Source organism: Streptomyces aculeolatus, assembly GCF_020400605.1.
Lineage (GTDB): Bacteria > Actinomycetota > Actinomycetes > Streptomycetales > Streptomycetaceae > Streptomyces > Streptomyces aculeolatus.
Map to the genome: position 1 here is coordinate 109,413 of NZ_JAINRD010000008.1, position 26,071 is coordinate 135,483.

Genomic DNA, 26,071 nt, shown 5'->3' on the forward strand with positions numbered 1-26,071 from the left:
CCGCTCGGCCCGGGAGTTCGAACCCGCGGCTTCAGGAGGAGGCCAGGTCCTCCGCGAGAGCGCGCAGTGCCAGCAGGTACGAGCCGATGCCGAAGCCCGCGATGGTGCCGGAGGCCACCGCGGCGATCACCGAGTTGTGCCGGAACTCCTCGCGCGCGTACGGGTTGGAGATGTGCACCTCGATCAGGGGCGCCGTGCGCTGGGCGGCCGCGTCCCGCATCCCGTACGAGTAGTGCGTGAAGGCGCCCGGGTTGATCACGACGGGCAGCCGGCCGTCCGCGGCCTCGTGCAGCCAGCGGATCATCTCCGCCTCGTCGTTGGTCTCCCGCACCTCGACCTCGAAGCCCAGCTCCTTGCCGAGGGCGGTGCACTGCTCGACCAGGCCGGCGTAGGACGTGGCGCCGTAGACGTCGGGCTCGCGGGAGCCGAGGCGGCCGAGGTTCGGCCCGTTGAGCACCAGCACGCGCGTCATCCGGCGGCCTCCTCGGCGCCGGCCGCGATCTCGGCGTGCGCGGCGAGCAGCATGGCCGGGTCGGGGCCCTCCAGCACGGCCGGCTTCGCCAGCCCGTCGAGGACGATGAAGCGCAGCAGGTCGCCGCGGGTCTTCTTGTCCACCTTCATCGTCTCCAGCAGCCTGGGCCACTGGTCGCCGCGGTACGTCACGGGCAGCCCCACGGCGCGCAGCACGGCGCGGTGCCGGTCGGCGGTGGCGTCGTCGAGGCGGCCGGCGATCCGGCCCAGCTCGGCGGCGAAGACCATACCGATGGAGACGGCCGCGCCGTGCCGCCACTTGTAGCGCTCGTTCTTCTCGATGGCGTGGCCGAGGGTGTGCCCGTAGTTCAGGATCTCCCGCCGGCCCGACTCCTTCAGATCCGCCGAGACCACCTCGGCCTTGACCCGGATCGCGCGCTCGACCAGCTCCGCGGTGTGCGGTCCCGCGGGGCTGCGGGCGCCCTCGGGGTCGGCCTCGATCAGCTCCAGGATCGCCGGGTCGGCGATGAAGCCGGCCTTGACGACCTCGGCGAGGCCGGAGACGTAGTCGTGGACGCCGAGGGAGTCCAGCGCGGCGAGGTCGCACAGCACCCCGGCCGGGGGGTGGAAGGCGCCGACGAGGTTCTTGCCCTCCGCGGTGTTGATGCCGGTCTTGCCGCCGACCGCCGCGTCCACCATGCCCAGCACGGTCGTCGGCACGGCGACCCAGCGCACGCCGCGCAGCCAGGTCGCGGCCACGAACCCGGCGAGGTCGGTGGTGGCGCCGCCGCCGACGCCGACGACGGCGTCGCTGCGGGTGAAGCCGGACTGGCCCAGCGCCCGCCAGCAGTACGCGGCGACCTCGGCGGTCTTGGCCTCCTCGGCGTTCGGCACCTGGATGACGACGGCCTCGTACGCCTGCTCCGCCAGGTCCGCGCGCAGCGCCTCGCCGGTCTCGGCCAGCGCCTCCGGCACGATGACGGCGACGCGCTTGGCCCGCCGGCCGATCAGCCGGGGCAGCTCGCCGAGGAGCTGCCGGCCGACGACGGCCTCGTACGGGTCCGTGCCGGCCGTGCCGCCGATGTGGATGCGGGTGGCCTCGGCCCCTTCGGCGCTCGGTGTCATGCGGGGTGGCTCTCCAATGCTGCGAGTACGAGCTCGGCGACCTCGTCCGGCGTGCGGCCGGCGGTGGTGACGGTCGCGCGGGCGACCTCGGTGTAGTGCGGACGGCGCTGTTCCATCAGGGTGCGCCACTGCTGGCGCGGGTTGACGGCGAGCAGCGGACGCGGGGCGTCGAGGCCGACGCGCTTGACGGCGTCGGCCATCTCCACGTCGAGGAAGACGACGCGGTGCGCGGCGAGCAGCTCGCGGATGCCGGGGTCCATGACGGCGCCGCCGCCGAGGGCCAGCACGCCCGGGTGCTCGGCGAGCCCGGCGCGCACGGCGGCGCGCTCCAGGGCGCGGAAGGCGGGTTCGCCCTCGTCGTAGAAGATGTCGGGGATGGCCTTGCCCGCGGCCTCCTCGACGTCCTCGTCGGTGTCGCGGACGGTGGTGCCGAGGCGGGCGGCGAGAACGGCGCCGACGGTGGACTTGCCGGCGCCGGGCGGGCCGACGAGCACCACGGCGGGGCCGTCCGTACGTGCCGCCGCGGCTGCGGTGTCTGCGGTGTCGGGGCGCTCGCGGCCCTCGGTGCTGCTGGTCATCGGATCGCCAGGTTCTCCAGGTAGCCGCGGACGTTGCGGGCGGTCTCGGTGACGCTGTCGCCGCCGAACTTCTCGGCCACCGCGTCGGCCAGCACCAGCGCCACCATCGCCTCCGCCACGATGCCCGCCGCGGGCACGGCGCAGACATCGGAGCGCTGGTGATGGGCCTTGGTGGCCTCGCCGGTGGCGACGTCCACGGTGGCCAGCGCGCGCGGCACGGTCGCGATGGGCTTCATCGCGGCGCGCACCCGCAGCACCTCCCCGGTGCTCAGCCCGCCCTCGGTGCCGCCGGAGCGGCCGGAGGAGCGGCGGATGCCGTCGTCGGTGCCGACGATCTCGTCGTGGGCCTGCGAGCCGGGCACGCGCGCCAGCGCGAAGCCGTCGCCCAGCTCGACGCCCTTGATGGCCTGGATGCCCATCAGGGCACCGGCCAGCCGGGAGTCCAGCCGGCGGTCCCAGTGCACGTGCGAGCCGAGGCCGACCGGCACGCCGTACGCGACGACCTCGACGACGCCGCCGAGGGTGTCGCCGTCCTTGTGAGCCTGGTCGATCTCGGCGACCATCGCCTTGCTCGCGTCCGCGTCCAGGCAGCGCACGGGGTCCTCGTCCAGCCGCGCCACGTCCGCGGGACCGGGGATGCTGCCGTACGGGGCCCTGGCGCCGCCCAGCTCCACGACATGCGAGACGACCTCGACGCCGGCGGTCTCCTTCAGGTACGAGCGGGCCACGGCGCCCAGCGCGACCCGGGCCGCGGTCTCGCGGGCGGAGGCGCGCTCCAGCACGGGGCGGGCCTCGTCGAAGCCGTACTTCTGCATGCCGGCGAGGTCGGCGTGGCCGGGGCGGGGGCGGGTCAGCGGGGCGTTGCGGGCGATCCCCGCCAGCTCGGCCGGGTCCACCGGGTCGGCGGCCATGACCTTCTCCCACTTGGGCCACTCGGTGTTCCCGATCATGACCGCGACCGGGGAGCCGAGGGTGAGCCCGTGGCGTACGCCGCCGATGAAGGTGACCTCGTCGCGCTCGAACTTCATCCGCGCCCCGCGGCCGTACCCCAGCCGGCGGCGGGCGAGGTGGTCGGCGACCAGGTCGGTGGTGACGGGCACCCCCGCGGGGAGGCCCTCCAGCGTCGCGACGAGTGCCGGGCCGTGCGATTCCCCTGCGGTGAGCCAGCGCAACCTGCTCAACGGTGCTCCCTTACGAGTGCGAAGTCCTCGTCCCGATCCTCGCACGCTCCGGGCCGCGCACTCGTCCAGGTCCACGGAATGGACGACCGGACCGACAGGTTCTTGTACCCCTTGTTGTACCCCTTGGCGGGCGGTACGGCAGGGCCGCCCCGGGCCGCCTCAGACCGTACGGGCGCGGAGCGCGGCCTCGCCGGCCTCGCGCATGGCCGCCAGCGGGGCGCGGGCGGCGCCCGTCATCTGCTCGACCTGGAGCACCGCCTGGTGCACCAGCAGGTCGAGACCTCCGACGACTGTGCCGCCGCGCGCGGCCCACGCGCCGGCGAGCGGGGTGGGCCACGGCTCGTACAGCACGTCGAAGAGCGCGCCGGGGCGCTCCGGGACCACGCCCGCGAGGTCGTCGGTGGCACCGGCCGGGGTGGTGGCGACGACCAGCGGCGCGTCGAAGGCGGCGGCGGCCTCGGACCAGTCCGCGCAGCGCACCGGGACGCCGAGGCGCTCGCCCCACTGCTCCATCTCCGTCGCCCGGGCGGCGGAGCGCACGTACGCCGTGACCTCCCCGGTGCAGACGGCGGCCAGCGCGGCGAGCGCGGAGGAGGCGGTGGCACCGGCGCCGAGGACGGCGGCGCGCTCGACCTTCTCGATGCCGCGCTCGCGCAGCGCGGCGGTGATGCCCGGAATGTCGGTGTTGTCGCCGAAGCGGCGGCCGTCGTCGTGCAGGACAACGGTGTTGGCGGCCTCGACGGACCGGGCCGTGGCGCTGACCTGGTCGAGCAGCGGGATGACCGCGCGCTTGAGCGGCATGGTCAGCGAGAGCCCGGCCCACTCGGCCGGCTCCAGGCTGTCGAGGAAGGCGGGGAGCCGCTTCTCGTCCACGTCGTAGCGGCCGTAGGTCCAGCCGGTCAGGCCCAGTTCTGCGTACGCGGCGCGGTGCAGCACCGGGGACAGCGAGTGGGTGATGGGCGAGCCGAGCACGGCCGCGCGCGAGGGCCGGTCCCTCACTCGTCCTCCTTCTTGCGCTGGTTCTCGTTGAACTCCTCGACGTTCTTGTCGTGTTCTTCCTTGCTGGCGGTGAAGCGCGTGTCGCCCGGCTTGACGGTGACGAAGTACAGCCAGTCGCCGGGGGTCGGGTCGAGGGCGGCCTCGATGGCCCGCTCGCTGGGGTTGTCGATGGGCCCGGGCGGCAGGCCGGCGTGGAGGTAGGTGTTGTACGGGGAGTCGAACTGGGTGTCCTGGTTGGAGATGTCGAGGTTCGACTCGCCCTTGGCGTAGTTGATGGTGGAGTCGAACTGCAGCATGCCGTTGGTGGCGGTGTTGTCCGGCTTCAGGCGGTTGTAGATGACCCGCGAGACCTTGCCGAACTCCTCCTTCGACTGCCCCTCCGCCTCGATGAGGCTGGCGATGGTGAGGATCTCGTGCGGGGTCTGGCCCACCTTCTCCGCCTTGGCCTCCAGGCCCAGTTCCGTGTACTTGCCGTTGGCGCGCTTGACCATCTCGCGCAGCAGCTTCTTGGGGTCGGTGCCCTCGGCGGCGGAGTAGCTGGAGGGCCACAGGAAGCCCTCGGGGTTGCCGTCCGCCCAGTCGGGCAGGCCCAGGTCGCCCTTCTCGGCGATCTTGGCGGTGGTGTCCTCGTCGAGCCCGAGGTGCTCGTCGATCATCGCGTAGACGGCGGTGGCGCGCCGGCCCTCGGGGATGACGAGCTGGTTGGCCGCCTCCGGGCTCAGCATCATCTCGACCGCGGCCTCGCCCGACATGCCCTTGTGCAGCGTGTACGCGCCGGGGTGGAGCATCTCGTCGCCGGCGGCGTCGATGAACGCCTGGACGCTCTTGACCACGCCCTTGTCCTTGAGGATGTTCCCCATCTGCGTGACGGTCGCGCCCTCGGGGATCTCCACGGTCACGGAGCCCTCGCCCTCGCCCGAGTAGTCGGGGGCGGCGCCGAACCGGTCGCTCCAGAAGTTGTAGCCGACGTAGCCGAGGCCGCCGAGGCCGCCGGCCAGCACGAGGGCGATGACCAGGCAGGCGCAGCCGTTGCGGCGTTTGGCGCCGCGCCGGTCGCGGCCTGTACCGCGGCCGGCGCTGCGGCCGCCGCCGCGGCGGCCCTCGCGGGGGTCGTCGTCGAAGTCGTCGTCACCGGCGCCGTCCCCGTCGAAGAAGGGGTGGTCGTCGCGTTCCGGCGGGCGGGACGCGGGGTCCCAGTCCTCGCGGCCGTCGGGGCGGCGGCGGGCCTGGCCCGGGTGCGGCGGCTGCTGCTGGTGCTGGCCGGGCTGCTGGTGCGGGTGGGGCTGCTGGTGCCCGGGCTGCTGCTGGTGCGGCTGAGGGCGGCGCGGGTGCGGGTTGGGCGGCGGGTAGGCGTCCGGGGTGCCGTAGTAGTCGGGCTGCGGCGCGGGGTTGCCGTACGGGTCGGTCAGCGGCATCCCGCCGCCGGTGGTGTCCCAGCCGCCGGGGTACTGCGGCTGGTGGCCGGAGTCCCAGGAGGCCTGCTGCTGGGGCGGGTAGTGCTGCTGCGGCTGCTGTCCCCCGTAGTGGTGGTGCCCGGCGCCGGGCTGCCCGCCCGACCAGTCCTGCTGCCCGCCGTAAAGGCTGTCGTCGGGCTGCCAGGGTTGGGAGCCGGGGTTTTGGCCGTAGTCAGTCATCAGTCCCCTATGCCGCGTGACCGCCGGTGCTTTTATACGACGGGTGCCGTGTCCGCGCGGAACGTTACCGTATCGCGATCACAGGGCCGCTTCGACGCTCTCACCCGGCGCCGCCCCTGACGCCCGTTCGGCTTCGAGCGCACTCTGGAGGATGACGACGGCCGCCACCTGGTCGACCACCGATCGGCCCTTGCGGCTCGACTTCCCGGCCGCACGCAGGTTCTGAGAGGCCGTCACCGTGGACATGCGTTCGTCGACCAGCCGCACCGGCACCGGGTGGACGCGGCGCGCCAGCTTCTCCGCGAAGCCGCGGACCTTGGCGGCGGCCGGGCCCTCGCCGCCGTGCAGCGAGCGCGGCAGGCCGACGAGCACCTCCAGCGGCTCGTACTCCTCGGTGAGCGCGGCCAGCCTGCGGAACGCCGCCGGCAGGTCCCGGCCCGGGACGGTCTCCACGGGGGTGGCAAGGATCCCGTCGGGGTCGCAGGACGCGACCCCGATCCGGGCGTCGCCGACGTCCACCGCGAGCCTGCGCCCGCGGCGGATCATCCGGCCCTCCGGCGGCCGCCCCGCGTCAAGCGGTTGTCCCGCATCAGGCCGCGGTCTCCGCTACGGCCCGCTCCACCGCGGCCACGGCCTCGCCGACGGCCTGCGGGTCCTGCCCGCCGCCCTGGGCGATGTCGGGCTTGCCACCACCGCCGCCGCCGAGCGTCTTGGCTGCCGTACGCACCAGGTCGCCGGCCTTCAGACCGCGCTCGCGGGCGGCCTCGTTGGTGGCGATCACGGTGACGGGGCGGGCGTTCGCGACGGAGAAGAGCGCCACGACCGCCGGCCGGTCGCCGGGGATCCGGCCCCGTACGTCGAGGACGAGCTTGCGCAGGTCCTCGGCGGCGGTGCCGTCCGGCACCCGGGCGGCGACGACCGCGACGCCGTGTACGTCCCCGGCGCCCTCGGCGAGGCCGGCGGCGGCCTGCAGCACCTTCTCGGCGCGGAACTTCTCGATCTCCTTCTCCGCGTCCTTCAGCCGGGCGAGCATGCCGGAGATGCGCTCCGGCAGCTCCTCCGGGCGGCCCTTGAGCAGCTCGGTGAGCTGGTGGACCACGGTGTGCTCGCGGGCGAGGAAGTTGTACGCGTCCACGCCGACCAGGGCCTCCACCCGGCGCACGCCGGCGCCGATGGAGGACTCGCCGAGCAGCTTGACCAGGCCGAGCTGGGCGGTGTTGTGCACGTGCGTGCCGCCGCACAGCTCCTTGGAGAAGTCGCCGATGGTGACGACGCGGACCCGGTCGCCGTACTTCTCGCCGAACTCGGCCAGCGCGCCCTGCTTCTTGGCGTCCTGTATCGACATGACCTCGGCGTGCACGTCGAGTTCGCGGGCGAGCACCTCGTTGATCTTCTGCTCGACGTCGCCGAGGACGCCGTTCGGCACGGCGGCGGGCGCCCCGAAGTCGAAGCGGAAGCGGCCCGGGGCGTTCTCGGAACCGGCCTGGGCGGCGGTCGGGCCGAGGGCGTCGCGCAGCGCCTGGTGGGTGAGGTGGGTGGCGCTGTGGGCGCGGGCGATCGCGCGGCGCCGGCTCACGTCGATGGCGGCCTGGGCGGGCTCGCCGACGGTGACCTCGCCGACCTGGACGACGCCCTTGTGCACGCTGACGCCGGGCACGGGCTGCTGCACGTCGCGCACCTCGACCACGGCGCCGGAGCCGAGCCGGATCCGGCCGGTGTCGGCGAGCTGGCCGCCGCCCTCCGCGTAGAAGGGGGTGCGGTCGAGGATGACCTCCACCTCGTCGCCCTCGGCGGCGGCGGGCGCGGCCACGCCGCCGACCAGCAGGCCGACGACGGTGGACTCGGCGTCGGTGTGGGTGTAGCCGGTGAACTCGGTGGCGCCGGCGGAGTCGGCGACCTCGCGGTACGCCGACAGGTCGGCGTGGCCGGTCTTCTTGGCGGCGGCGTCCGCCTTGGCGCGGTCCCGCTGCTCCTTCATCAGCCGCCGGAAGCCGTCCTCGTCGACCGTCAGGCCCTGCTCGCCGGCCATCTCCAGGGTGAGGTCGATGGGGAAGCCCCAGGTGTCGTGGAGCAGGAACGCCTTGTCACCGGGGAGCACGCCGGAGCCGGCGGCCCTGGCCTCGGTGACGGCGGTGTCCAGAACGTTGGTGCCGGCCTTGAGGGTCTTGAGGAAGCGGGCTTCCTCGGCGAGCGCGACGGACTCGATGCGCTTGCGGTCGGAGACCAGCTCCGGGTACTGCTCGCCCATGGTGGCGATGACGACGTCGACCAGCTCGCCGACGACGGGGCCGTCGGCACCGAGCAGCTTCATGTTGCGTACGGCGCGGCGCATGATGCGGCGCAGCACGTAGCCACGGCCCTCGTTGCCGGGGGTGACGCCGTCGCCGATGAGCATGACGGAGGCGCGCATGTGGTCGGAGACGACGCGCAGCGAGACGTCCGAGTGGTCGGCGGAGCCGTAGCGGACGCCGGTCAGCTCCTCGGCCTTGTCGATGACGGCGCGCGAGGTGTCGATCTCGTACATGTTGTGCACGCCCTGCAGGATCATTGCGAGGCGTTCGAGGCCGAGACCGGTGTCGATGTTCTGCTGGGGCAGGTCGCCGAGGATCGGGTAGTCCTTGCCCCTGCCGGGGCCGCGCACGTACTGCATGAAGACCAGGTTCCAGATCTCCACGTAGCGCTCGTCGTTGACGGCGGGGCCGCCGGCCTCGCCGAACTCGGGGCCGCGGTCGTAGTTGACCTCGGAGCAGGGGCCGCAGGGACCGGGCACGCCCATGTCCCAGTAGTTCTCCTCCTTGCCCAGGCGCTGGATGCGCTCCGGGGGCACGCCGACCACGTCGCGCCAGATGCGCTCGGCCTCGTCGTCGTCCTCGTAGACCGTGATCCACAGGCGCTCGGGGTCCAGGCCGTAACCCCCCGCGTCCTGCGGGCTGGTGAGCAGCTCCCAGGCGAGGGTGGCGGCGCCCTCCTTGAAGTAGTCCCCGAAGGAGAAGTTGCCGCACATCTGGAAGAACGTGCCGTGCCGGGTGGTCTTGCCGACCTCGTCGATGTCGGGGGTGCGGATGCACTTCTGCACGCTGGTGGCGCGCTTGTACGGCGGGGTGGCCTCGCCGAGGAAGTACGGCTTGAAGGGGACCATGCCCGCGTTGATGAGGAGCAGCGTGGGGTCGTCGGCGATCAGCGACGCCGACGGCACGACGGTGTGCCCACGCTCTTCGAAGAAGCGCAGCCAGCGGCGGCGGATTTCGGCCGACTCCATCAGTGGTCCTCTTTCAGGTTGCGATTGCGGTGGTGCGGGTTCCGGTCGGCCGGGCGGCGCCGCGCGGCCTTGCGTTCGAGCTGTGCCTTGGCGCGCTGCCCCGGGAGTTCCGCGGGGCGGCTGCGGGGGCTGAGTCCGAGGGCGTCGTTGAGCTGGTCCTCGCGCTCGGCCATCGCGGCGCGTACGTCCTGGGCGAAGAGCAGGGCGCGGCGGCCGGTGTCGACGGCGCGGTTGGCGGCCGTGGCGGCGATGCCCTCCGGGGAGACGCGGCGCATCGCGCGCTGTGCCTTCACGGTGGCCCAGACGCCGGTGGCCGCACCGGTCGTGAACCAGAAGGTCCGACGGAACATGCTGCTCAGCCCTTTCTGCGCCTGGCGGAAAAGCCCCGGCGGGCGGCGGGCACCCGCGCGGCGGACCCGCCCACCGGGCCGCCGACGATCACCTCGCCGCCGTCGTCCCCGCCCGCGCCGCGGTTCCGGCCGAGCGCACGGCGCACCCCGTAACCGAACGCGGCCACCTTCACCAGGGGGCCGCCGAACGCGGTGGAGACGGTGGAGGACAGGGCCGAGGCGTTGGCCGTGACCTCCTGGACGTCGGAGGCGATGGCGTCGACCCGGGCGAGCTGCGTGTTCGCCGACCGGACCGTGGCGCCGGCCTCCGCGAGGAGCGGCACGGCCTCCTCGGTGACGCGTGTGACCAACTCGCTTGCGGCGCGGAGCGTCCGGGCGAGCCGGAAGAGGGCCACGGCCAGGAAAGAGACCAGGATGGCCCAGAAGACGGCCACGAGGATGCCGGCCACCTCTCCACCGGACACGATGCACCGCTCCTTCAGGGCTGCTCGCCGGGCGAGTCGACGGGGTGTTGCGCTGCCAGGGCAGGCTCCGACCCTATCGCGCCGGACCGACAGCGCCGTACCGGATTAACCCCCGTGCACAGGGGAGTTGCGCGAGCGGATTGTACGTTGCGCATACTGCCGCGCACGTTCCGTGCGCCCGCCGGGAGCGGAGGGCGTCAGCGCGCGTAGTACTCCACGACCAGCTGCTCGTCGCAGATGACGGGGATCTCGCGGCGGTTGGGCTCGCGGTCCAGCCGGAAGGCGAGCGCCGGCAGGTTGACCTCCAGGTAGCGGGGGGTCTCGCCGTCCGTGGCGTAGCCGCCCTCGCGCGCGACCTGGAACGGGTACTTCTCGCGGCTGCGCTCGCGGACCCGCACCACGTCGTCGGGGCGGACGCGGAAGGACGGCTTGTCGACCTTGCGGCCGTTGACCTCGATGTGGCCGTGCACGACCATCTGCCGGGACTGGTAGACGGTCCTGGCCAGGCCCGCGCGCAGCACCAGCGCGTCCAGCCGGCGCTCCAGCTCGACGATCAGCGCCTCACCGGTCTTGGCCTGCACCTTGCTGGCCCGCTCGTACGCCCGGACGAGCTGGCGCTCGCTGATGTCGTACTGCGCGCGCAGCCGCTGCTTCTCGAGCAGCCGCACCTTGTAGTCGCTGGTCTGCTTGCGGCCGCGGCCGTGCATGCCGGGCGGGTACGGGCGGGCCTCGAAGTACTTGGCGGCCTTCGGGGTGAGCGGGATGCCGAGGGCCCGCGACTTGCGGACCTTGGGGCGCGGCTGGTTCACGTGGTTCCGTCCTCCTCGGAAAAGTTAGGCAAGGCTTACCTTAAACGATAGTCGCGCCCTCGCGCGACGACCCTGGGAAACGCGGCTGCGATTCCGGGCATTCCCGGCGACCGGCCAGGGTGATCCGTATCACGGACAGGCCGGGCCGCCGGTGCTCCGCACGTCAGTCGCGCGCGTCGCCCCGGCCCGGGCCGTCCTGCCCCCGCCCCGCCAGCCGCTCGCGCACCCGCTCGACCACCTCGGCGTACCGCGCCTCCGCGCCGTACCTCGTCGGCTCGTAGTACCGGCGGCCGGCGAGGGCGTCCGGGGCGTACTGCTGGGCGGCGATGGCGCCGGGGACGTCGTGCGGATACACGTACCCCTGCGCGTGCCCCAGCTTCTCCGCGCCCTTGTAGTGCCCGTCCCGCAGGTGCGCCGGCACCGGTCCCGCCTTCCCGGCCCGTACGTCGTCCATCGCGGCGCCGATGGCCTTCGTCACCGCATTGGACTTCGGGGCCAGCGCGAGCGCCACCGTGGCGTGCGCCAGGGTCAGCGCCGCCTCCGGGAAGCCGATCATGGCCACCGCCTGGGCCGCCGCGACGGCCGTCTGCAGCGCGGTGGAGTCGGCGAGGCCGATGTCCTCGCTGGCGGAGATCATCAGCCGCCGGGCGATGAACCGCGGGTCCTCGCCCGCTTCGATCATGCGCGCCAGATAGTGCAGCGCCGCGTCGACGTCCGAGCCGCGCACGGACTTGATGAGCGCGCTGGCCACGTCGTAGTGCTGGTCGCCGTCCCGGTCGTACGCCACGGCGGCGCGGTCCACCGCCGCCTCCAGCGTCGGCAGCGACACCTCCGCCTCGCCCTGCGCCAGCGCCGCCCCGGCCGCCGCCTCCAGCGCCGTCAGCGCCCGGCGCGCGTCGCCGCCGGCGATGCGCAGCAGGTGCTCCTCGGTCTCCTCCGGCAGCGTCACCGCGCCGCCGAGGCCGCGCTCGGCGGCGACCGCCCGGTGCAGCAGCCCGCGGACGTCGTCGTCGGTCAGGGGCTCCAGCGTGAGCAGCAGCGAGCGGGAGAGCAGCGGGGAGATCACCGAGAAGTACGGATTCTCCGTGGTGGCCGCGATGAGCGTCACCCAGCGGTTCTCCACCGCGGGCAGCAGCGAGTCCTGCTGGGCCTTGCTGAAGCGGTGGATCTCGTCGAGGAACAGGACGGTCTCCTTGCCGTACCCCCCGGCGGCGCGGCGGGCGCCCTCGATGACCGCGCGGACCTCCTTGACGCCCGCCGTGATCGCGGACAGCTCCACGAAGCGCTTCTGGGTGGCCTGGCTGACCACGTACGCCAGGGTGGTCTTGCCGGTGCCGGGCGGGCCCCACAGCAGCACGGACGCCGGGCCCGCAGGCCCTCCGGCGCCCTCGCCCACGAGGCGGCGCAGCGGCGCGCCGGGCTTCAGCAGGTGCTGCTGCCCCACGACCTCGTCGAGGCTGCGCGGGCGCATCCGGACTGCCAGCGGGGAGCTGCCGGGATCCTTCTCCTGGCGCTCCTCTGCGGCGGCGGTGAACAGGTCGGGCTCCACACCGGCGAGCCTATGCCACGGGACCGACAGCGCTCAGAGGAGCGTCTTCCAGTAGGACCACCAGCGGATGCCGATCAGGATGAGCAGGATCCCGTACCAGAGGACGGGCACCACCCAGTTGAACTCCAGCACCGTCTCGCGCACCCGCGCCGAGGCCGGGAAGACGCCGGTCTTGACGTTGTGCACGGTGGTGTACCAGAAGATCAGGATCGTCACCGCCCAGACCAGCGAGCACCACAGGCAGAGCGAGCCGATCTTGTACAGCGACGAGTACTGGAGGAAGGTGACGAAGCCCACCCCGAAGAGGGAGCCCGCCCACAGCCCGGTCCACCACCAGCGGCGGTGCCCCGCGCCGGCCAGCAGGCCGGCGCCGATCACGACGAGCATCGGGAAGGCGATCCAGCCGACGAACGGGTTCGGGAACCCGAACACCGACGCCTGCCAGCTCTTCATGATGTTGTTGCAGGACAGGACGGGGTTCAGGCTGCAGGCCGAGACGTAGTTCGGGTCCTCCAGCAGCTTCATCTTGTCGTGCGTGATCACCGCGGACGCCACCACGCCCAGCACCCCGCCGATCACCAGCAGCCAGGCGAACGGTCGGCTCGACCCGATCAGTCCGGACTCGGGCGGGTCCTCGTGCTGGGACGGGGCCGTTCTCGTTGCGGTCGTGGTCATCTCGCTGCTTCCGTGTGGGCTCGGGTCGGTGGCGGCACCTCATTGTGCCGCAACGCAGGGCGATCGGGCACCGGTGCACCGGTGGTCAGCCGGTGCCCCGCCGGCCATCCACCGGCAGGGGTCAACGATGCCCGACTGCTCGTTCGACCGGCGTAAATCCACCCGTCAACGCGCCACCCGCAGGGGTCAGGCCAGCAGCTTCTGCAGCTCGCCGACGACCGCCCCGAGCGCCACGGCCCGCTGCTCGCCGCTGCCGAGGTCCTTCAGCTGCACCACGCCCTCGTCGAGGTCCCGCTCCCCCGCCACCAGCGCGTAGCGCGCGCCGGAGCGGTCGGCGGACTTCATCGCGTTCTTCAGGCCCTTGCCGCCGAACGCGAAGTCCGCCGCGACCCCGGCCCGGCGCAGCTCCGTGACCACGCCGAAGAGCGTCCTGCGGGCCTGCTCGCCGAGCGCCGCCGCGTACACGTCGGTGGTCGCGGGCAGGTCCAGCGCGACGCCCTCGGCCTCCAGCGCCAGCACCGTGCGGTCCACGCCCAGGGCCCAGCCGACCGACGGCAGCGCGGGGCCGCCGATCATCTCCGACAGCCCGTCGTAGCGGCCGCCGCCGCCGATGGCGGACTGGGCGCCGAGGCCGTCGTGGACGAACTCGAAGGTGGTGCGCGTGTAGTAGTCGAGCCCGCGGACCAGCCGGGGGTCGTCCTCGTACGCGACGCCGGCCGCGGTCAGCAGCTCGCGGACCTGCTCGTGGTATGCCTTGCACGCCTCGCACAGGTGGTCGCGCATCAGCGGCGCCCCGTCGAGCTGCGCGCGGACCTCCGGGCGCTTGTCGTCGAGCACCCGCAGCGGGTTGATCTCGATCCGCTCGCGGGTCGGCTCGTCGAGGTCGAGGCCGCGCAGGAAGTCCTGGAGCGCGGTGCGGTACGCGGGCCGGCACTCCTGGTCGCCCAGCGAGTTGAGCAGCAGCCGGAAGCCCGTCAGCCCCAGCGCGCGGTAGCCGTCGACGGCCAGGACGATCAGCTCGGCGTCGAGCGCGGGGTCCTCGGCACCGATGGCCTCGGCGCCGACCTGCGAGAAGTGCCGGTAGCGGCCCTTCTGCGGGCGCTCGTAGCGGTAGTACGAGCCCGAGTACCAGAGCTTGACCGGCAGGTTGCCCTGCTTGTGGAGGTTGCTCTCCAGCGCCGCGCGCAGCACGGAGGCGGTGCCCTCGGGGCGCAGCGCCAGCTCGTCGCCGCCCTTGGTGGTGAGGGTGTACATCTCCTTGGTCACGATGTCGGTGGACTCGCCGACGCCGCGGGCGAAGAGCCGTACGTCCTCGAAGCCGGGGGTCTCGACGTAGCCGTAGCCGGCGCGGCGTGCGGGCGCGGCGAACGCCTCGCGGACGGCGAGGTAGGCCGCGGAGCGCGGCGGGATCAGGTCGTAGGTGCCCTTGGGGGCCTTGAAGGCCGGTGCAGTGCTCACGGAGAGTGTCGTCACATTCGTCGTTGGTGGCGGAGCGGCGCGGTCGGGCCGCCCGCCCGGCCCGCGGCCAGCTCCTGCAGGAAGGGGTTGCCGGCGCGCTCGCGGCCGATGGTCGTCTGGGGGCCGTGCCCGGGCAGCACCACGGTCGAGTCGTCGAGCGGCAGGCACACGCGGGCCAGCGACTGGAGGATCTCGGCGCTGTCGCCGCCGGGCAGGTCGGTGCGTCCGATGGAGCCGGCGAAGAGCAGGTCGCCCGAGAAGAGGACCTGCGGCACATCCTGCTGCTCGGGCAGCCGGAAGGTCACCGACCCCTTGGTATGGCCGGGCGCGTGCGCGACGGTGAGGCTCAGTCCGGCCAGCTCCAGCTCGGCGCCGTCGGCCAGCTCGGCCACGTCGTCCGGCTCCCCCACGGTCAGCTCGCCCAGCAGCGGTGCCCCGATGGACATGCCGAGCGCCTTCTCCGGATCGGCGAGCATGTACCGGTCGGCGGGGTGGATCCAGGCGGGCACGTTGTGGGCGCCGCAGACCGGGATCACCGAGGCGACGTGGTCCAGGTGCCCGTGGGTGAGCACGACCGCGACCGGCTTGAGCCGGTGCTTGGCGACGGCCTCGGCGACGCCGTCCGCGGCCTGGTGCCCGGGGTCGACGATCACGCACTCCTCCCCGGCGGCCGGGGCGAGGAGGTAACAGTTGGTACCCCATGCACCCGCGGGGAACCCGGCAATGAGCACGATCGTCCTTCACCTGTCGGATGTCGTCGGATGTGTGCCGCCGCCGGGAGCCGCGCGGCCCGCGGCGGCCCCGGAATTGCGGCCGTTCCGAGACTACCGGCGCTCCTCATCCGGCAGCGAATCGATATACGGTACGGCAACGGAATTCCGGTCCACGAACGGTTGTGGCAGCGACTCGAGGGAGAAGACGCGGTGGTCAGCAAGGACCAGCGGAGGCGGCAGCTCGCCCGGGACAAGTACGAGCGGCAGCAGCGCAGGCGCGCCGACCGCAGAAAGCACAACCGGAAGCTCGCGGCGGTCATCACCGCCCCGCTCGTGGTGGTGATCACCGCCGTCGCGGTCGTGGCGGTCACCGGCTTCGGCTCCGACGACGACAAGAAGAAGGACGACGCCGCCGCGACGCCCAGCGCGAGCCCGGAGAAGGCGCACGACCCCTGCGGCAAGCCGGAGAAGGGCAAGCCGTCGGACAAGACGTGGAAGAAGGAGCCGGGGCTCGACATCGACGACTCGGCGACGTACACGATGACGATGGAGACCACCTGTGGCGACATCGGCATCGAGATGGACGCGGGCAAGGCGCCGCACACGGTGAACAACATGCGCTTCCTCGCCGACGAGGGCTACTTCGACCACAGCCCGTGCCACCGGCTGACCGGCCAGGAGTCCGGCATCTTCGTCCTGCAGTGCGGCGACCCGGCCGGCACCGGCCAGGGCGGGCCCGGGTACACGATCCCGGATGAGAACCTCAAGGACAAGGCGGTCAAGGGCGGGACGTATCCCGCGGGCACCGTGGCGATGGCCAACACCGGTCAGAAGGACTCCGGCGGCAGCCAGTTCTTCCTCGTCTACGAGGACAGCCCGCTGCCCCCCAACTACACGCCGTTCGGCCGGATCACCGACGAGGGCATGGCCACGGTCAAGACCATCGCCGAGGCCGGCGCGCAGCCGCAGGACCCGCAGACCGGCAACACCGCCCCGAACGCGACGGTGGTCATCAACAAGGCGACCGTCACCGAGGGCACCAAGGAGCAGGAGACCGACCACTGAGCCACCGCCGGGGCCGCGTCGTTACGGGATTGGTCTCGCGCGGGATGCGGACAGCCGGCCCGCCGTTCGCCTATGTTGGCGTTGTGCAGGTGCGGGGGTGCCGGCGGCAGTCGCTTTCGCCCGCCGCCGGATCGGCCGGATCCGGTACCCCATCCCCTTTCCGGCCGCAGACAACTGTGGAAGACGCCGCCGGGCTGCCGGGCCCGCGGGGCGTCATGTGAGGAGGCGCTGTGAGCAGCGACCCATGGGGCCGGGTCGACGAGACGGGCACCGTGTACGTGCGTACCGCCGACGGCGAGCGAGTCGTCGGCTCCTGGCAGGCGGGCTCGGCCGAAGAGGCACTCGCCTACTTCAAGCGCAAGTACGAGGGCCTGGTCGTGGAGATCGGCCTCCTCGAGCGCCGGGTACAGACCACCGACCTGTCCAGCAAGGACGCCACCACCGCCATCGAGCACCTGCGCGCGCAGGTCTCGGAGGCGCACGCGGTCGGGGATCTGGACGCGCTGACGGCACGGCTCGACCGGCTGGTGGAGGCGGTGGGCGCCCGTCAGGAGGAGCGCAAGGCGGCCAAGGCCAAGCATCAGCAGGAGGTGCGCGAGTCCAAGGAGGCGGTGGTCGCCGAGGCGGAGGAGCTGGCGCAGAGCGAGCAGTGGCGCGCGGCGGGCGAGCGGCTGCGCGAGCTGGTGGAGACCTGGAAGGGTCTGCCGCGGCTGGACCGCAGGAGCGACGACGAGCTGTGGCACCGCTTCAGCCACGCGCGTTCGGCGTTCTCCAAGCGCCGCAAGGCGCACTTCGCGTCCCTCGACGCCCAGCGCGAGGAGGCCAGGCGGCGCAAGGAGAAGCTGGTCGAGGAGGCGGAGGCGCTCTCCGGCTCCCGTGAGTGGGGGCCGACGGCCGCCCGCTACCGGGAGCTGATGGCGGACTGGAAGGCCGCCGGCCGCGCCCAGCGGGACCAGGAGGAGGACCTGTGGGCCCGCTTCCGGGGCGCGCAGGACGTCTTCTTCCAGGCCCGCAGCGAGGTCTTCGCCGAGCGGGACACCGAGCAGCGCGAGAACCTGACGCGCAAGGAGGAGCTGGTCGCGGAGGCGGAGAAGCTGCTGCCGGTCACCGACCTCAAGACCGCGAGGGGCGCCTTCCGCTCGATCAACGAGCGGTGGGAGGCCATCGGGCACGTGCCGCGGGACGCCCGGGCGAAGATCGAGGCCCGGATGCACGCCGTGGAGCGCTCGATCGGCGAGGCGGAGGAGGCCGAGTGGCGCCGTACGAACCCGGAGGCGCGGGCGCGCGCCGAGGGGCTCACGGGGCAGTTGCAGGACGCCGTCGACAAGCTCCACCGGCAGATCGAGCAGGCCCGGGCGCAGGGCAACAACGCCAAGGCCGACAAGCTGGCCCGTGAGCTGGAGGGCCGGCAGGCGCTGCTCGACCAGGCGCTCAAGGGCCTGCGGGAGTTCGGCGGCTGAGCGGCCGGGCAGTACGTACGTGACGAGGGCCCCGCCGGACGGCGGGGCCCTCGTCATATACGTACGCGGACGGTGGCGGCGGGTGCGCTCAGTTGTTCCGGGCGGAGGTGACGCGGTACACGTCGTAGACGCCCTCCACCTTCCGTACCGCCTTCAGCACGTGCCCCAGGTGCTTCGGGTCGCCCATCTCGAAGGTGAAGCGCGAGGTGGCGACCCGGTCGCGGGAGGTCTGCACGGCGGCGGACAGGATGTTCACGTGCTGGTCGGACAGCACCCTGGTGACGTCCGAGAGCAGCCGGGAGCGGTCCAGCGCCTCGACCTGGATGGCGACGAGGAAGACGGACGACTGCGTCGGCGCCCACTCCACCTCGATGATCCGCTCGGGCTGCTGCGACAGCGACTCGACGTTGACGCAGTCGGCGCGGTGCACGGAGACGCCCTTGCCGCGGGTGACGAAGCCGATGATCGGGTCTCCGGGCACCGGCGTACAGCAGCGGGAGAGCTTCACCCACACGTCGTCGACGCCCTTGACGATGACGCCGGGGTCGTTGGCCGCGCGGCGCTTGCGGGTGCCGGGCAGCGGCGGGGCGCTCTCCTCGATGTCCTCGGTGGCCGCCTCCTCGCCGCCGAGCGCCTGGACCAGCTTCTGCACCACGTTCTGCGCGGAGATGTGGCCCTCGCCGATCGCCGCGTAGAGCGCGGAGATGTCGGGGTAGCGCATCTCGTGCGCGATGGTGACCAGCGAGTCGCCGGTGAGGATGCGCTGGATCGGCAGGTTCTGCTTGCGCATCGCGCGCGCGATGGCGTCCTTGCCCTGCTCGATGGCCTCGTCCCGGCGCTCCTTGGAGAACCAGGCGCGGATCTTGTTGCGCGCGCGGGGCGACTTGACGAAGTTCAGCCAGTCCCGGGAGGGGCCCGCGCCGGACGCCTTGGAGGTGAAGACCTCGACGGTGTCGCCGTTGTCGAGGGCGGACTCCAGGGGTACGAGCCGGCCGCCGACCCGCGCTCCTATGGTCTTGTGCCCGACCTCGGTGTGCACCGCGTACGCGAAGTCCACGGGCGTGGCACCGGCGGGCAGGGCGATCACGTCGCCCTTGGGCGTGAAGACGAAGACCTCGTTGCGGGAGAGGTCGAAGCGCAGCGCGTCCAGGAACTCGCCGGGGTCCTCGGTCTCCTTCTGCCAGTCGATCAGCTGGCGCAGCCAGGCCATGTCGTTGACCTGCTCGGACTTGCTGCCCCTGCGGGTACCGGAGCCCTGCTGGCGGGCGGCGGCGCCGGTGGCCTCCTGCTTGTACTTCCAGTGCGCGGCGATGCCGTACTCGGCGCGGCGGTGCATGTCGAACGTGCGGAGCTGCAGCTCGACGGGCTTGCCCTCGGGTCCGATGACCGTGGTGTGCAGCGACTGGTACATGTTGAACTTGGGCATCGCGATGTAGTCCTTGAACCGTCCGGGGACGGGGTTCCACCGCGCGTGGATGGTGCCCAGCGCCGCGTAGCAGTCGCGGACCGAGTCGACGAGGACGCGGATGCCCACCAGGTCGTAGATCTCGGCGAAGTCGCGGCCGCGCACGATCATCTTCTGGTAGACGCTGTAGTAGTGCTTCGGGCGGCCGGTGACGGTCGCCTTGATCCGGGCGCTGCGCAGGTCCTGCTGCACCTCGTCGATGACGACCGCCAGGTACTCGTCCCGCTTCGGGGCGCGCTCGGCGACCAGGCGGACGATCTCGTCGTACATCTTCGGGTAGAGGATCGCGAAGGCGAGGTCCTCCAGCTCCCACTTGATGGTGTTCATGCCCAGCCGGTGGGCCAGCGGCGCGTAGATCTCCAGCGTCTCGCGGGCCTTCTGCTCCTGCTTCTCCCGGCGCAGGTAGCGCATCGTGCGCATGTTGTGCAGCCGGTCGGCGAGCTTGATCACCAGGACCCGGGGGTCCTTGGCCATGGCGACGACCATCTTGCGTACGGTCTCCGCCTGCGCGGCCTCGCCGAACTTGACCTTGTCCAGCTTGGTGACGCCGTCCACCAGCAGCGTCACCTGGTCGCCGAAGTCGCGGCGCAGGTCCTCCAGGCCGTACTCGGTGTCCTCGACCGTGTCGTGCAGCAGGCCGGCCATGAGGGTGGCCGGGTCCATGCCCAGCTCGGCCAGGATCGTGGTGACGGCCAGGGGGTGGGTGATGTACGGGTCGCCGCTCTTGCGCTTCTGGCCGCGGTGCCAGCGCTCCGCGACCTGGTAGGCGCGCTCTATCTGGCGCAGCGTGGACGTGTCGGCCTTGGGGTCGTTCCCGCGCACTATCCGCAGCAGCGGCTCCAGCACCGGGTTGTACGGGCTCTGCCGCTGCACGCCGAGACGGGCCAGCCGGGCCCGCACCCTGCTCGGCGAGCCGCCGCGGCCGGCCTGACCGCCGCTGTGGCCGGAGGCCGGCTCGACGCGCGCGGAGGTGGCCGGCTGCGCCCGCCCTTCCGGCGGCGCGGCACGGCGTCCGGAGCCGTTCTCCGCGGCCCTCGCGGGCAGCGGGCGGTCCGTGCCGCCGGACTGCCGCTGCTTGTCGGGCGGCGCGGCGGTGGACCGATGAGCCTCGTCTGGCAAGAGCACTCCTTGACGGTGGACGGCCCACGGGGAGATCCCCGGAACTGCCATGGTATCTGCCGTCCCGGCCCCGCCACCCGGCAACGGCACGACCAGGCCCCCGACCAGGCACAACGCCGACCGGGGAGCGTATACGGGCCGCGGGCGGCCGGGCGGGGCCCGGCCGCCCGCGGGTGCCGTCAGACCGTGACGAGCGCGTCCAGCCGGGCGCCGGCGAGCGCCTGCTCGACGCGCGCCCGGCCAGCCAGGAAACCCAGCTCCAGCAGCACGGCCAGACCCGTCACCGTGCCGCCGGCCCGTCTGATGAGCTGCACCGACGCCTCCGCGGTGCCTCCGGTGGCCAGCACGTCGTCGACGACGAGGACGCGGTCGCCCGGCTCCAGGGCATCGGCGTGTATCTCGATCTCCGCCGTGCCGTACTCCAGGTCGTACGCCTGCCCGAGGGTAGCGCCGGGGAGCTTGCCCGCCTTGCGTACGGGCACGAAGCCGATCCCCGCGCGCACCGCGACCGGCGCCGCCAGGATGAAGCCGCGCGCCTCCAGGCCGACGACCTTCTGCGCGCCCTGCTCCCGGCAGACCTCGGTGAGGGCGTCCGTGAGCACGGCGAACGCCTTGGCGTCGGCCAGCAGCGGCGTGATGTCCTTGAACATCACGCCCGGCTGCGGGTAGTCCGGCACGTCCTGGATCCGGCTGAGCAGCAGCTCCCTGGTCCCGTCGGGCACGCTCACCGGCGCTTGCCCCCCGACCGGCCGCCGCGGCTGCCGGAGGGCCGGCCGCGGCCGCGCTGGCGGGACACCGGCTGCTGCCGGCGGCCCTCGGCCCGCGGCGGGCCGACGACGCCCTGGCCCGCGGGCTCGGGGTCACGCGGGTCGTCCTCGGGCTCGTCGCCCCCGCCCTCCGCGCCGGGGTCGTCGTCGCGCCGGGCCGACGGCTTCTCGCCGCGGGCGGCGGCGCGGGCGTCGGAGGCGCGGCGGGCGGCCACGCGCTTGTTGTGGGCCTGTATGGCGGGGTCGCGCTCCTTGAAGTCGACCACCAGCGGGGTGGCGATGAAGATCGAGGAGTACGCGCCGGCCGCGAGGCCGACGAACAGCGACAGCGCGATGTCGTTGAGCATGCCGCCGCCGAGGACGCCGCCGCCGATGAACAGCAGGCCGGCGACCGGCAGCAGGGCCACGACGGAGGTGTTGATGGAACGGACGAGCGTGCCGTTGAGGCTGCGGTTGGCCGCCTCGCGGTAGGTGAAGCCCGTCTGTTTGGTGATGTCCTTCGTGCTCTCCTTGAGGCCGTCGAAGACCACCACCGTGTCGTACAGCGAGTAACCGAGGATGGTCAGCAGGCCGATGACCGTGCCCGGGGTGACTTCGAAGCCGACGATCGTGTAGACGCCGACCGTGATCGTCAGGTCGTGGATCAGCGCGACCAGCGCCGAGAGCGCCATGCGCCACTCGAAGGCGATGGCGAGGTAGATCACCACGAGGACCATGAAGATCGCCAGGCCCTGCCAGGCCTTGTTGGCGATCTGCTCGCCCCAGCTGGGGCCGACGAGCTGGTCGTTGATGTCCGCCGCGTCGACGTTCAGCTCTTCGGCGAGCGCCGACTTGACCTGGTCGGACTGCTGCGTCTCGATGCTGCTGACCTGGATGCGGAGCTTCCCGCTGCCCAGCTCCTGGACGATCGCCTGGTGCCCCGAGGCTTCCTCGGCGACCTCCTGGGCCTGCGAGACCGAGGTCTCGGTCTTCGGGGTGGTGAAGACCGCACCGCCCTCGAACTCGATGCCCATGTTCAGGCCGCGGATGAAGAAGCCCGCGATCGCGATGATCGTGATGAGGATCGAGACGCCGTACCAGAGGAACCGCTTCGCGACGAAGTCGTAGCCGGCCTCACCGCGGTAGAGGCGGGCGCCGAGGGTGCCGAGGCGCGACATCTCAGACCTCCTTCGGGTTGACGGGACCGGCGGCGCGCGGGCGGCCGCGCAGCGGTGGCCTGGCTCCCAGCCGTTTGGGATCGAGCCCGGACCAGGGATGGCCGCTGGCGAAGAACCGCTTGCGGGCCAGGATGGTCATCACCGGCTTGGTGAAGAGGAAGACCACGACCACGTCGAGGAGCGTGGTCAGACCCAGCGTGAAGGCGAAGCCCTGCACCTTGCCGACGGTGACCGCGAAGAGCACGGCCGCGGCGAGGAACGACACGAAGTCGGACACCAGGATGGTGCGCCGGGCCCGCGGCCAGCCCCGCTCCACGGCGGGGCGCAGCGTGCGCCCCTCGCGGATCTCGTCGCGGATGCGCTCGAAGTAGACGATGAACGAGTCGGCCGTGATGCCGATCGCCACGATCGCCCCGCAGACCGCCGGGAGGTTCAGCGCGAAGCCGATGCCCGGGCCGAGCAGGGCCATGATCGTGTACGTGAGGGCGGCGGAGACCAGGAGGCTGACGACGGCCACCAGGGCCAGCCCGCGGTAGTACGCGACGAGGTAGATGATCACCAGCGCCAGCCCGATGGCGCCGGCGATGAGGCCGGCCTTGAGCTGCTCGTTGCCGAGGGCCGGCGAGACGGTGGTGACCTCGGACTCCTCGAAGGACAGCGGCAGGGCGCCGTAGGACAGGACGTTGGCCAGCTCCTCGGCCGACTCCTGGTTGAAGCTGCCGGAGATCTGCGCCCGGCCGCCGGTGATCGACTCGTCGACGGACGGCGCGGAGACGACCTCGCCGTCCAGCTCGATGGCGAACTGGTTGTTCGGCGGCGCCTGGCCGGCGAGCGTGCCGGTGACGTCGGCGAACTTGTCGGAACCCTTGCCGTTGAACTCCAGCTGCACGATCCAGCCGGAGCCCTGCTGGGCGTCGTACGTGGCGGAGGCGTCGTCGACGTCCGTGCCCTCGACCTCGGCCGGGCCGAGCGCGTACTTGTACGCGCCGTCGCTGTCGCACGCGACGACGGTGTCGGTCGGCTTGGCGTTCTCGCCGATCTTGGTGCGCTCCTCGGCGTTGGAGCAGTCCAGCGCGTCCAGCTTCTTCTGCACGTCGGCGGGGACCTGGCCCGTGGGCGCCTGCTCGGCCGGGGGCGGCGTGTCTGCGGGCGGCTCCTGCGACTGGGTCGGGCTGGGCGAGTCGTCGGCCTGGGCGAGGCCCTCGGACAGGGCCCGGCCCTGCTCGGTGGCGTCGTCGCCGGGGCTGGCCTCGTCGGAGGCGGTCTCGGACGGGGACGGCGAGGTGGAGGCGTCCTTGTCCTTCTCCTTGTCCCCGGAGTCCTCGTCCTTGTTCCCGGACTCCGAGGGCTTCGGCGCCGGGGCCTCGTTCACCTCGTACGACAGGACGGGGCGGAAGAAGAGCCGCGCGGTGGTGCCCACCTGCTCGCGCGCCGTCTTCTGGTTGGTGCCCTTGGGGATGTTGACGATGATGTGCCGGTCGCCCTGGGTCTGGACTTCCGCCTCCTGCACACCGAGGCCGTTGACGCGGCGCTCGATGATATTGACGGCGGTATCCATATTGGTGGAGTTGATCGCGTTCTCGCTGCCCGGCTGGGACTTGGCCTCCAGCGTGATACTGGTGCCGCCGGCGAGGTCGATACCGAGGCGCGGGGTGGTGTGCCCGGAGAGGAACATCCCACCGGTGAGCGCGGCGATCGCGGTCAGGATCAGCAGCAGGGGGCGCCAGGGCCTGCCGTGAGATCCCTGGGACCTGCGGCCCGTTTTGGGTGCTGCCACCTTCTCGATTCTCCTGTCCAGACGCCGCGCGGCGCAGCTCGTCGCGCGGTCACGAAGTGTAGCCCCGCGATGCCGCGAGGCGAAAAGTGACCGGTCCCCCGTTCACCGCGGCCGGCGGGGCCTCCGCAACAAGGTGCGGGGCCGCCGCCGAACGGCCGCGGTCACTTCGCGGCGGAGCCGCCGTTCTTCTTCTTCTCGTCCTCGTCGGCGGCGTCCGCGGCATCCGCGTCGCCGTCGGCGGCGTCGTCCGCCGCGTCCTTCTTGTCGAGGTCGATCTTGTCCGACGTCTCCCGGCGGTCGTCCTCGTCGGCGGTGTCGTCACCGTCGGCGGATTCCGTCAGCGAGGACGCGTCGTCGGGCGCGGTGATCTCCTCGTCGTCGAACTCCGGAGCGCCGTGCACGATGCGGTTGTATTCGGCGTCGTCCAGGACGGCGCCGATGGAGTTCTTCGCGTAGATCGCGTGCACTCCTGGGGCCACCTCCAGAAGGAGGGTGTCCTCGTGGACCTCCTTGACCGTGGCGTACATGCCGCCGACGGTCCGCACGCCGCTGCCCGGCTGCAATTGGTCCCGCATGCTCATCATCTGGCGCTGCTTGTTCTTTGCCGAGCGGGTCATCAGGAACATCGCCCCGATGAGCACGATGAACGGCAAGAGAATCGTGATATCCACGGTGTCCGGGTTTCCTTCGTAGGACCGCGTTCGCCACGGCCTCGTTCTGGGGGGCGGGGGTGCCCTCCGGTTCCGGAAGGCGTCGGCGGAGTCTAAGCGGTTTCCGCCGTGTGAACAACGCCCAGCATGTCACCCGGGTTCCGTAACCGGCGACTCTCCGCGCCGCCCCGGTACGTGCCGGGGCGCCCGTGCCGCCGGGGCCCGTCCCGCCCGGCGACGGGCCCGGCGGGCGCGGCGGGCGCTCAGAAGGCGGTCTGCTGCATGCCGCCGCCGGGCTGCGGGGGCGTGAGGCCCAGGTGGGCCCAGGCCGCGGGGGTGGCGACGCGGCCGCGGGGCGTGCGGGCCAGCAGCCCTTCGCGTACGAGGAAGGGCTCGGCAACCTCCTCGACGGTCTCCCGCTCCTCCCCCACCGCCACGGCCAGCGTGGACAGCCCGACGGGGCCGCCGGAGAAGAGCTTGAGCAGGGCGCCGAGGACGGCGCGGTCGAGGCGGTCGAGGCCGCGGTCGTCGACCTCGTAGACCTCCAGGCCGCGGGCGGCGATCTCGCGGGTGATCACGCCGTCGGCCTTGACCTGGGCGTAGTCCCGCACGCGGCGCAGCAGGCGGTTCGCGATGCGGGGGGTGCCGCGGGACCGGCCGGCGATCTCGGCGGCGCCGGCGGCGTCCACGGCGACGTCGAGGAGGTGGGCGGAGCGGTGCAGGACGCGCTCCAGCTCGGCCGGCGAGTAGAACTCCATGTGCCCGGTGAAGCCGAAGCGGTCGCGCAGCGGCGGGGGCAGCAGCCCGGCCCGGGTGGTGGCGCCGACCAGGGTGAAGGGGGGCAGCTCCAGCGGGATGGCGGTGGCGCCGGGGCCCTTGCCGACGATGACGTCGACGCGGAGGTCCTCCATCGCCATGTACAGCATCTCCTCGGCGGGACGGGACATGCGGTGCAGCTCGTCGAGGAAGAGCACCTCGCCCTCCTGGAGCGAGGAGAGGATGGCGGCCAGGTCGCCGGCGTGCTGGATGGCGGGGCCCGAGGTGATGCGGATCGGTGCGGCCATCTCGGCGGCGACGATCATCGCGAGCGTGGTCTTGCCGAGGCCGGGGGCGCCGGAGAGCAGCACGTGGTCGGCGGCGCCGCCGCGCTGGCGGGCGGCGCGCAGCACCAGGTCGAGCTGCTCGCGCACGCGCTCCTGGCCGACGAACTCGGCCAGGTCCTTGGGGCGCAGCGCGGTCTCCACCGCCCGGTCGTCGTCGGCGGCGGCCGAGTCCACCAGCCGCGGGTCGGCGTCCTCCCAGGTCATCGTGGATCCGTCCGTCGTGGTTCGGGTGCCGGTGCGGTG

At 72.5% G+C, this 26,071-nt stretch carries 23 protein-coding genes; 2 read left to right on the forward strand and 21 right to left on the reverse strand.

What is annotated here, in order from left to right; genetic code table 11:
- Positions 1–31: 31 nt before the first annotated feature.
- The 15 genes from aroQ to LG396_RS16270 all read right to left on the reverse strand — a co-directional run bounded on the left by aroQ (position 32) and on the right by LG396_RS16270 (position 15,283).
- Positions 32–472 carry a type II 3-dehydroquinate dehydratase gene (gene aroQ / locus LG396_RS16200; RefSeq protein WP_018836724.1) on the reverse strand — a complete coding sequence of 147 codons (441 nt, stop codon included), beginning with the start codon at positions 470–472 and terminating at the stop codon, positions 32–34.
- Positions 469–1,596: a 3-dehydroquinate synthase gene (aroB, locus tag LG396_RS16205; protein ID WP_018836725.1), complete on the reverse strand. Its 1,128-nt coding sequence runs from the start codon at positions 1,594–1,596 to the stop codon at positions 469–471. The genes aroQ and aroB overlap by 4 nt, the downstream gene beginning before the upstream one ends.
- Positions 1,593–2,174, reverse strand: coding sequence for a shikimate kinase (locus LG396_RS16210; protein WP_225795310.1), 582 nt, complete (start codon positions 2,172–2,174; stop codon positions 1,593–1,595). The genes aroB and LG396_RS16210 overlap by 4 nt, the downstream gene beginning before the upstream one ends.
- Entirely contained in the window at positions 2,171–3,355 is a 1,185-nt protein-coding gene (gene aroC, locus LG396_RS16215; protein ID WP_026276292.1) for a chorismate synthase, read from the reverse strand. The genes LG396_RS16210 and aroC overlap by 4 nt, the downstream gene beginning before the upstream one ends.
- A gap of 159 nt (positions 3,356–3,514) precedes the next feature.
- The gene (locus LG396_RS16220) at positions 3,515–4,354 is read right to left on the reverse strand and encodes a shikimate dehydrogenase (protein ID WP_225795311.1); all 840 of its coding nucleotides are present in this window, start codon (positions 4,352–4,354) and stop codon (positions 3,515–3,517) included.
- Positions 4,351–5,988, reverse strand: coding sequence for an endolytic transglycosylase MltG (gene mltG, locus LG396_RS16225; protein WP_225795312.1), 1,638 nt, complete (start codon positions 5,986–5,988; stop codon positions 4,351–4,353). Before mltG ends, LG396_RS16220 begins: the two co-directional genes overlap by 4 nt.
- Before the next feature lie 78 nt (positions 5,989–6,066).
- On the reverse strand, positions 6,067–6,534 hold the full coding sequence (ruvX, locus tag LG396_RS16230) for a Holliday junction resolvase RuvX (RefSeq protein ID WP_181788481.1): 468 nt from the start codon (positions 6,532–6,534) through the stop codon (positions 6,067–6,069).
- A gap of 43 nt (positions 6,535–6,577) precedes the next feature.
- Positions 6,578–9,247 (reverse strand): alanine--tRNA ligase, encoded by a 2,670-nt coding sequence (alaS, locus tag LG396_RS16235; RefSeq protein WP_225795313.1) that lies wholly within the window; start codon positions 9,245–9,247, stop codon positions 6,578–6,580.
- Positions 9,247–9,597 (reverse strand): DUF6167 family protein, encoded by a 351-nt coding sequence (locus LG396_RS16240; RefSeq protein WP_018836732.1) that lies wholly within the window; start codon positions 9,595–9,597, stop codon positions 9,247–9,249. Before LG396_RS16240 ends, alaS begins: the two co-directional genes overlap by 1 nt.
- A 5-nt stretch (positions 9,598–9,602) precedes the next feature.
- On the reverse strand, positions 9,603–10,061 hold the full coding sequence (locus LG396_RS16245) for a DUF948 domain-containing protein (protein WP_078536366.1): 459 nt from the start codon (positions 10,059–10,061) through the stop codon (positions 9,603–9,605).
- 197 nt (positions 10,062–10,258) lie between these two features.
- On the reverse strand, positions 10,259–10,870 hold the full coding sequence (gene rpsD, locus LG396_RS16250) for a 30S ribosomal protein S4 (protein ID WP_018836734.1): 612 nt from the start codon (positions 10,868–10,870) through the stop codon (positions 10,259–10,261).
- A gap of 163 nt (positions 10,871–11,033) precedes the next feature.
- Positions 11,034–12,419, reverse strand: a complete 1,386-nt coding sequence (locus LG396_RS16255) for a replication-associated recombination protein A (protein WP_100298348.1) — start codon at positions 12,417–12,419, stop codon at positions 11,034–11,036.
- Positions 12,420–12,452: 33 nt separating this feature from the next.
- Positions 12,453–13,094 carry a vitamin K epoxide reductase family protein gene (locus tag LG396_RS16260; RefSeq protein WP_225795314.1) on the reverse strand — a complete coding sequence of 214 codons (642 nt, stop codon included), beginning with the start codon at positions 13,092–13,094 and terminating at the stop codon, positions 12,453–12,455.
- A 186-nt stretch (positions 13,095–13,280) separates the two neighbouring features.
- A complete protein-coding gene (hisS, locus tag LG396_RS16265) occupies positions 13,281–14,567 on the reverse strand; it encodes a histidine--tRNA ligase (protein WP_037742212.1) in 1,287 nt (428 codons plus the stop codon).
- Positions 14,564–15,283, reverse strand: a complete 720-nt coding sequence (locus tag LG396_RS16270; protein ID WP_225795315.1) for an MBL fold metallo-hydrolase — start codon at positions 15,281–15,283, stop codon at positions 14,564–14,566. Before LG396_RS16270 ends, hisS begins: the two co-directional genes overlap by 4 nt.
- A 192-nt stretch (positions 15,284–15,475) precedes the next feature.
- On the opposite strand from LG396_RS16270, the gene LG396_RS16275 reads away from it, so the two are divergent.
- Entirely contained in the window at positions 15,476–16,330 is an 855-nt protein-coding gene (locus tag LG396_RS16275; protein WP_018836739.1) for a peptidylprolyl isomerase, read from the forward strand.
- A 230-nt stretch (positions 16,331–16,560) separates the two neighbouring features.
- Positions 16,561–17,790: a DUF349 domain-containing protein gene (locus LG396_RS16280; protein ID WP_027746438.1), complete on the forward strand. Its 1,230-nt coding sequence runs from the start codon at positions 16,561–16,563 to the stop codon at positions 17,788–17,790.
- A gap of 88 nt (positions 17,791–17,878) precedes the next feature.
- Here LG396_RS16280 and LG396_RS16285 read toward each other — a convergent pair whose 3' ends face one another.
- The 6 genes from LG396_RS16285 to ruvB form a co-directional block, all read right to left on the reverse strand.
- Positions 17,879–20,374, reverse strand: coding sequence for a RelA/SpoT family protein (locus LG396_RS16285; protein WP_225795316.1), 2,496 nt, complete (start codon positions 20,372–20,374; stop codon positions 17,879–17,881).
- Positions 20,375–20,553: 179 nt separating this feature from the next.
- Positions 20,554–21,102 carry an adenine phosphoribosyltransferase gene (locus tag LG396_RS16290; protein ID WP_225795317.1) on the reverse strand — a complete coding sequence of 183 codons (549 nt, stop codon included), beginning with the start codon at positions 21,100–21,102 and terminating at the stop codon, positions 20,554–20,556.
- Positions 21,099–22,298, reverse strand: a complete 1,200-nt coding sequence (gene secF / locus LG396_RS16295) for a protein translocase subunit SecF (protein WP_225795318.1) — start codon at positions 22,296–22,298, stop codon at positions 21,099–21,101. Before secF ends, LG396_RS16290 begins: the two co-directional genes overlap by 4 nt.
- 1 nt (position 22,299) lies before the next feature.
- Positions 22,300–24,075 (reverse strand): protein translocase subunit SecD, encoded by a 1,776-nt coding sequence (gene secD / locus LG396_RS16300; protein WP_225795319.1) that lies wholly within the window; start codon positions 24,073–24,075, stop codon positions 22,300–22,302.
- 161 nt (positions 24,076–24,236) lie between these two features.
- The gene (gene yajC, locus LG396_RS16305; protein ID WP_199790311.1) at positions 24,237–24,746 is read right to left on the reverse strand and encodes a preprotein translocase subunit YajC; all 510 of its coding nucleotides are present in this window, start codon (positions 24,744–24,746) and stop codon (positions 24,237–24,239) included.
- Between the two features lie 242 nt (positions 24,747–24,988).
- Entirely contained in the window at positions 24,989–26,032 is a 1,044-nt protein-coding gene (gene ruvB, locus LG396_RS16310; RefSeq protein ID WP_145901909.1) for a Holliday junction branch migration DNA helicase RuvB, read from the reverse strand.
- Between the last annotated feature and the right edge of the window lie 39 nt (positions 26,033–26,071).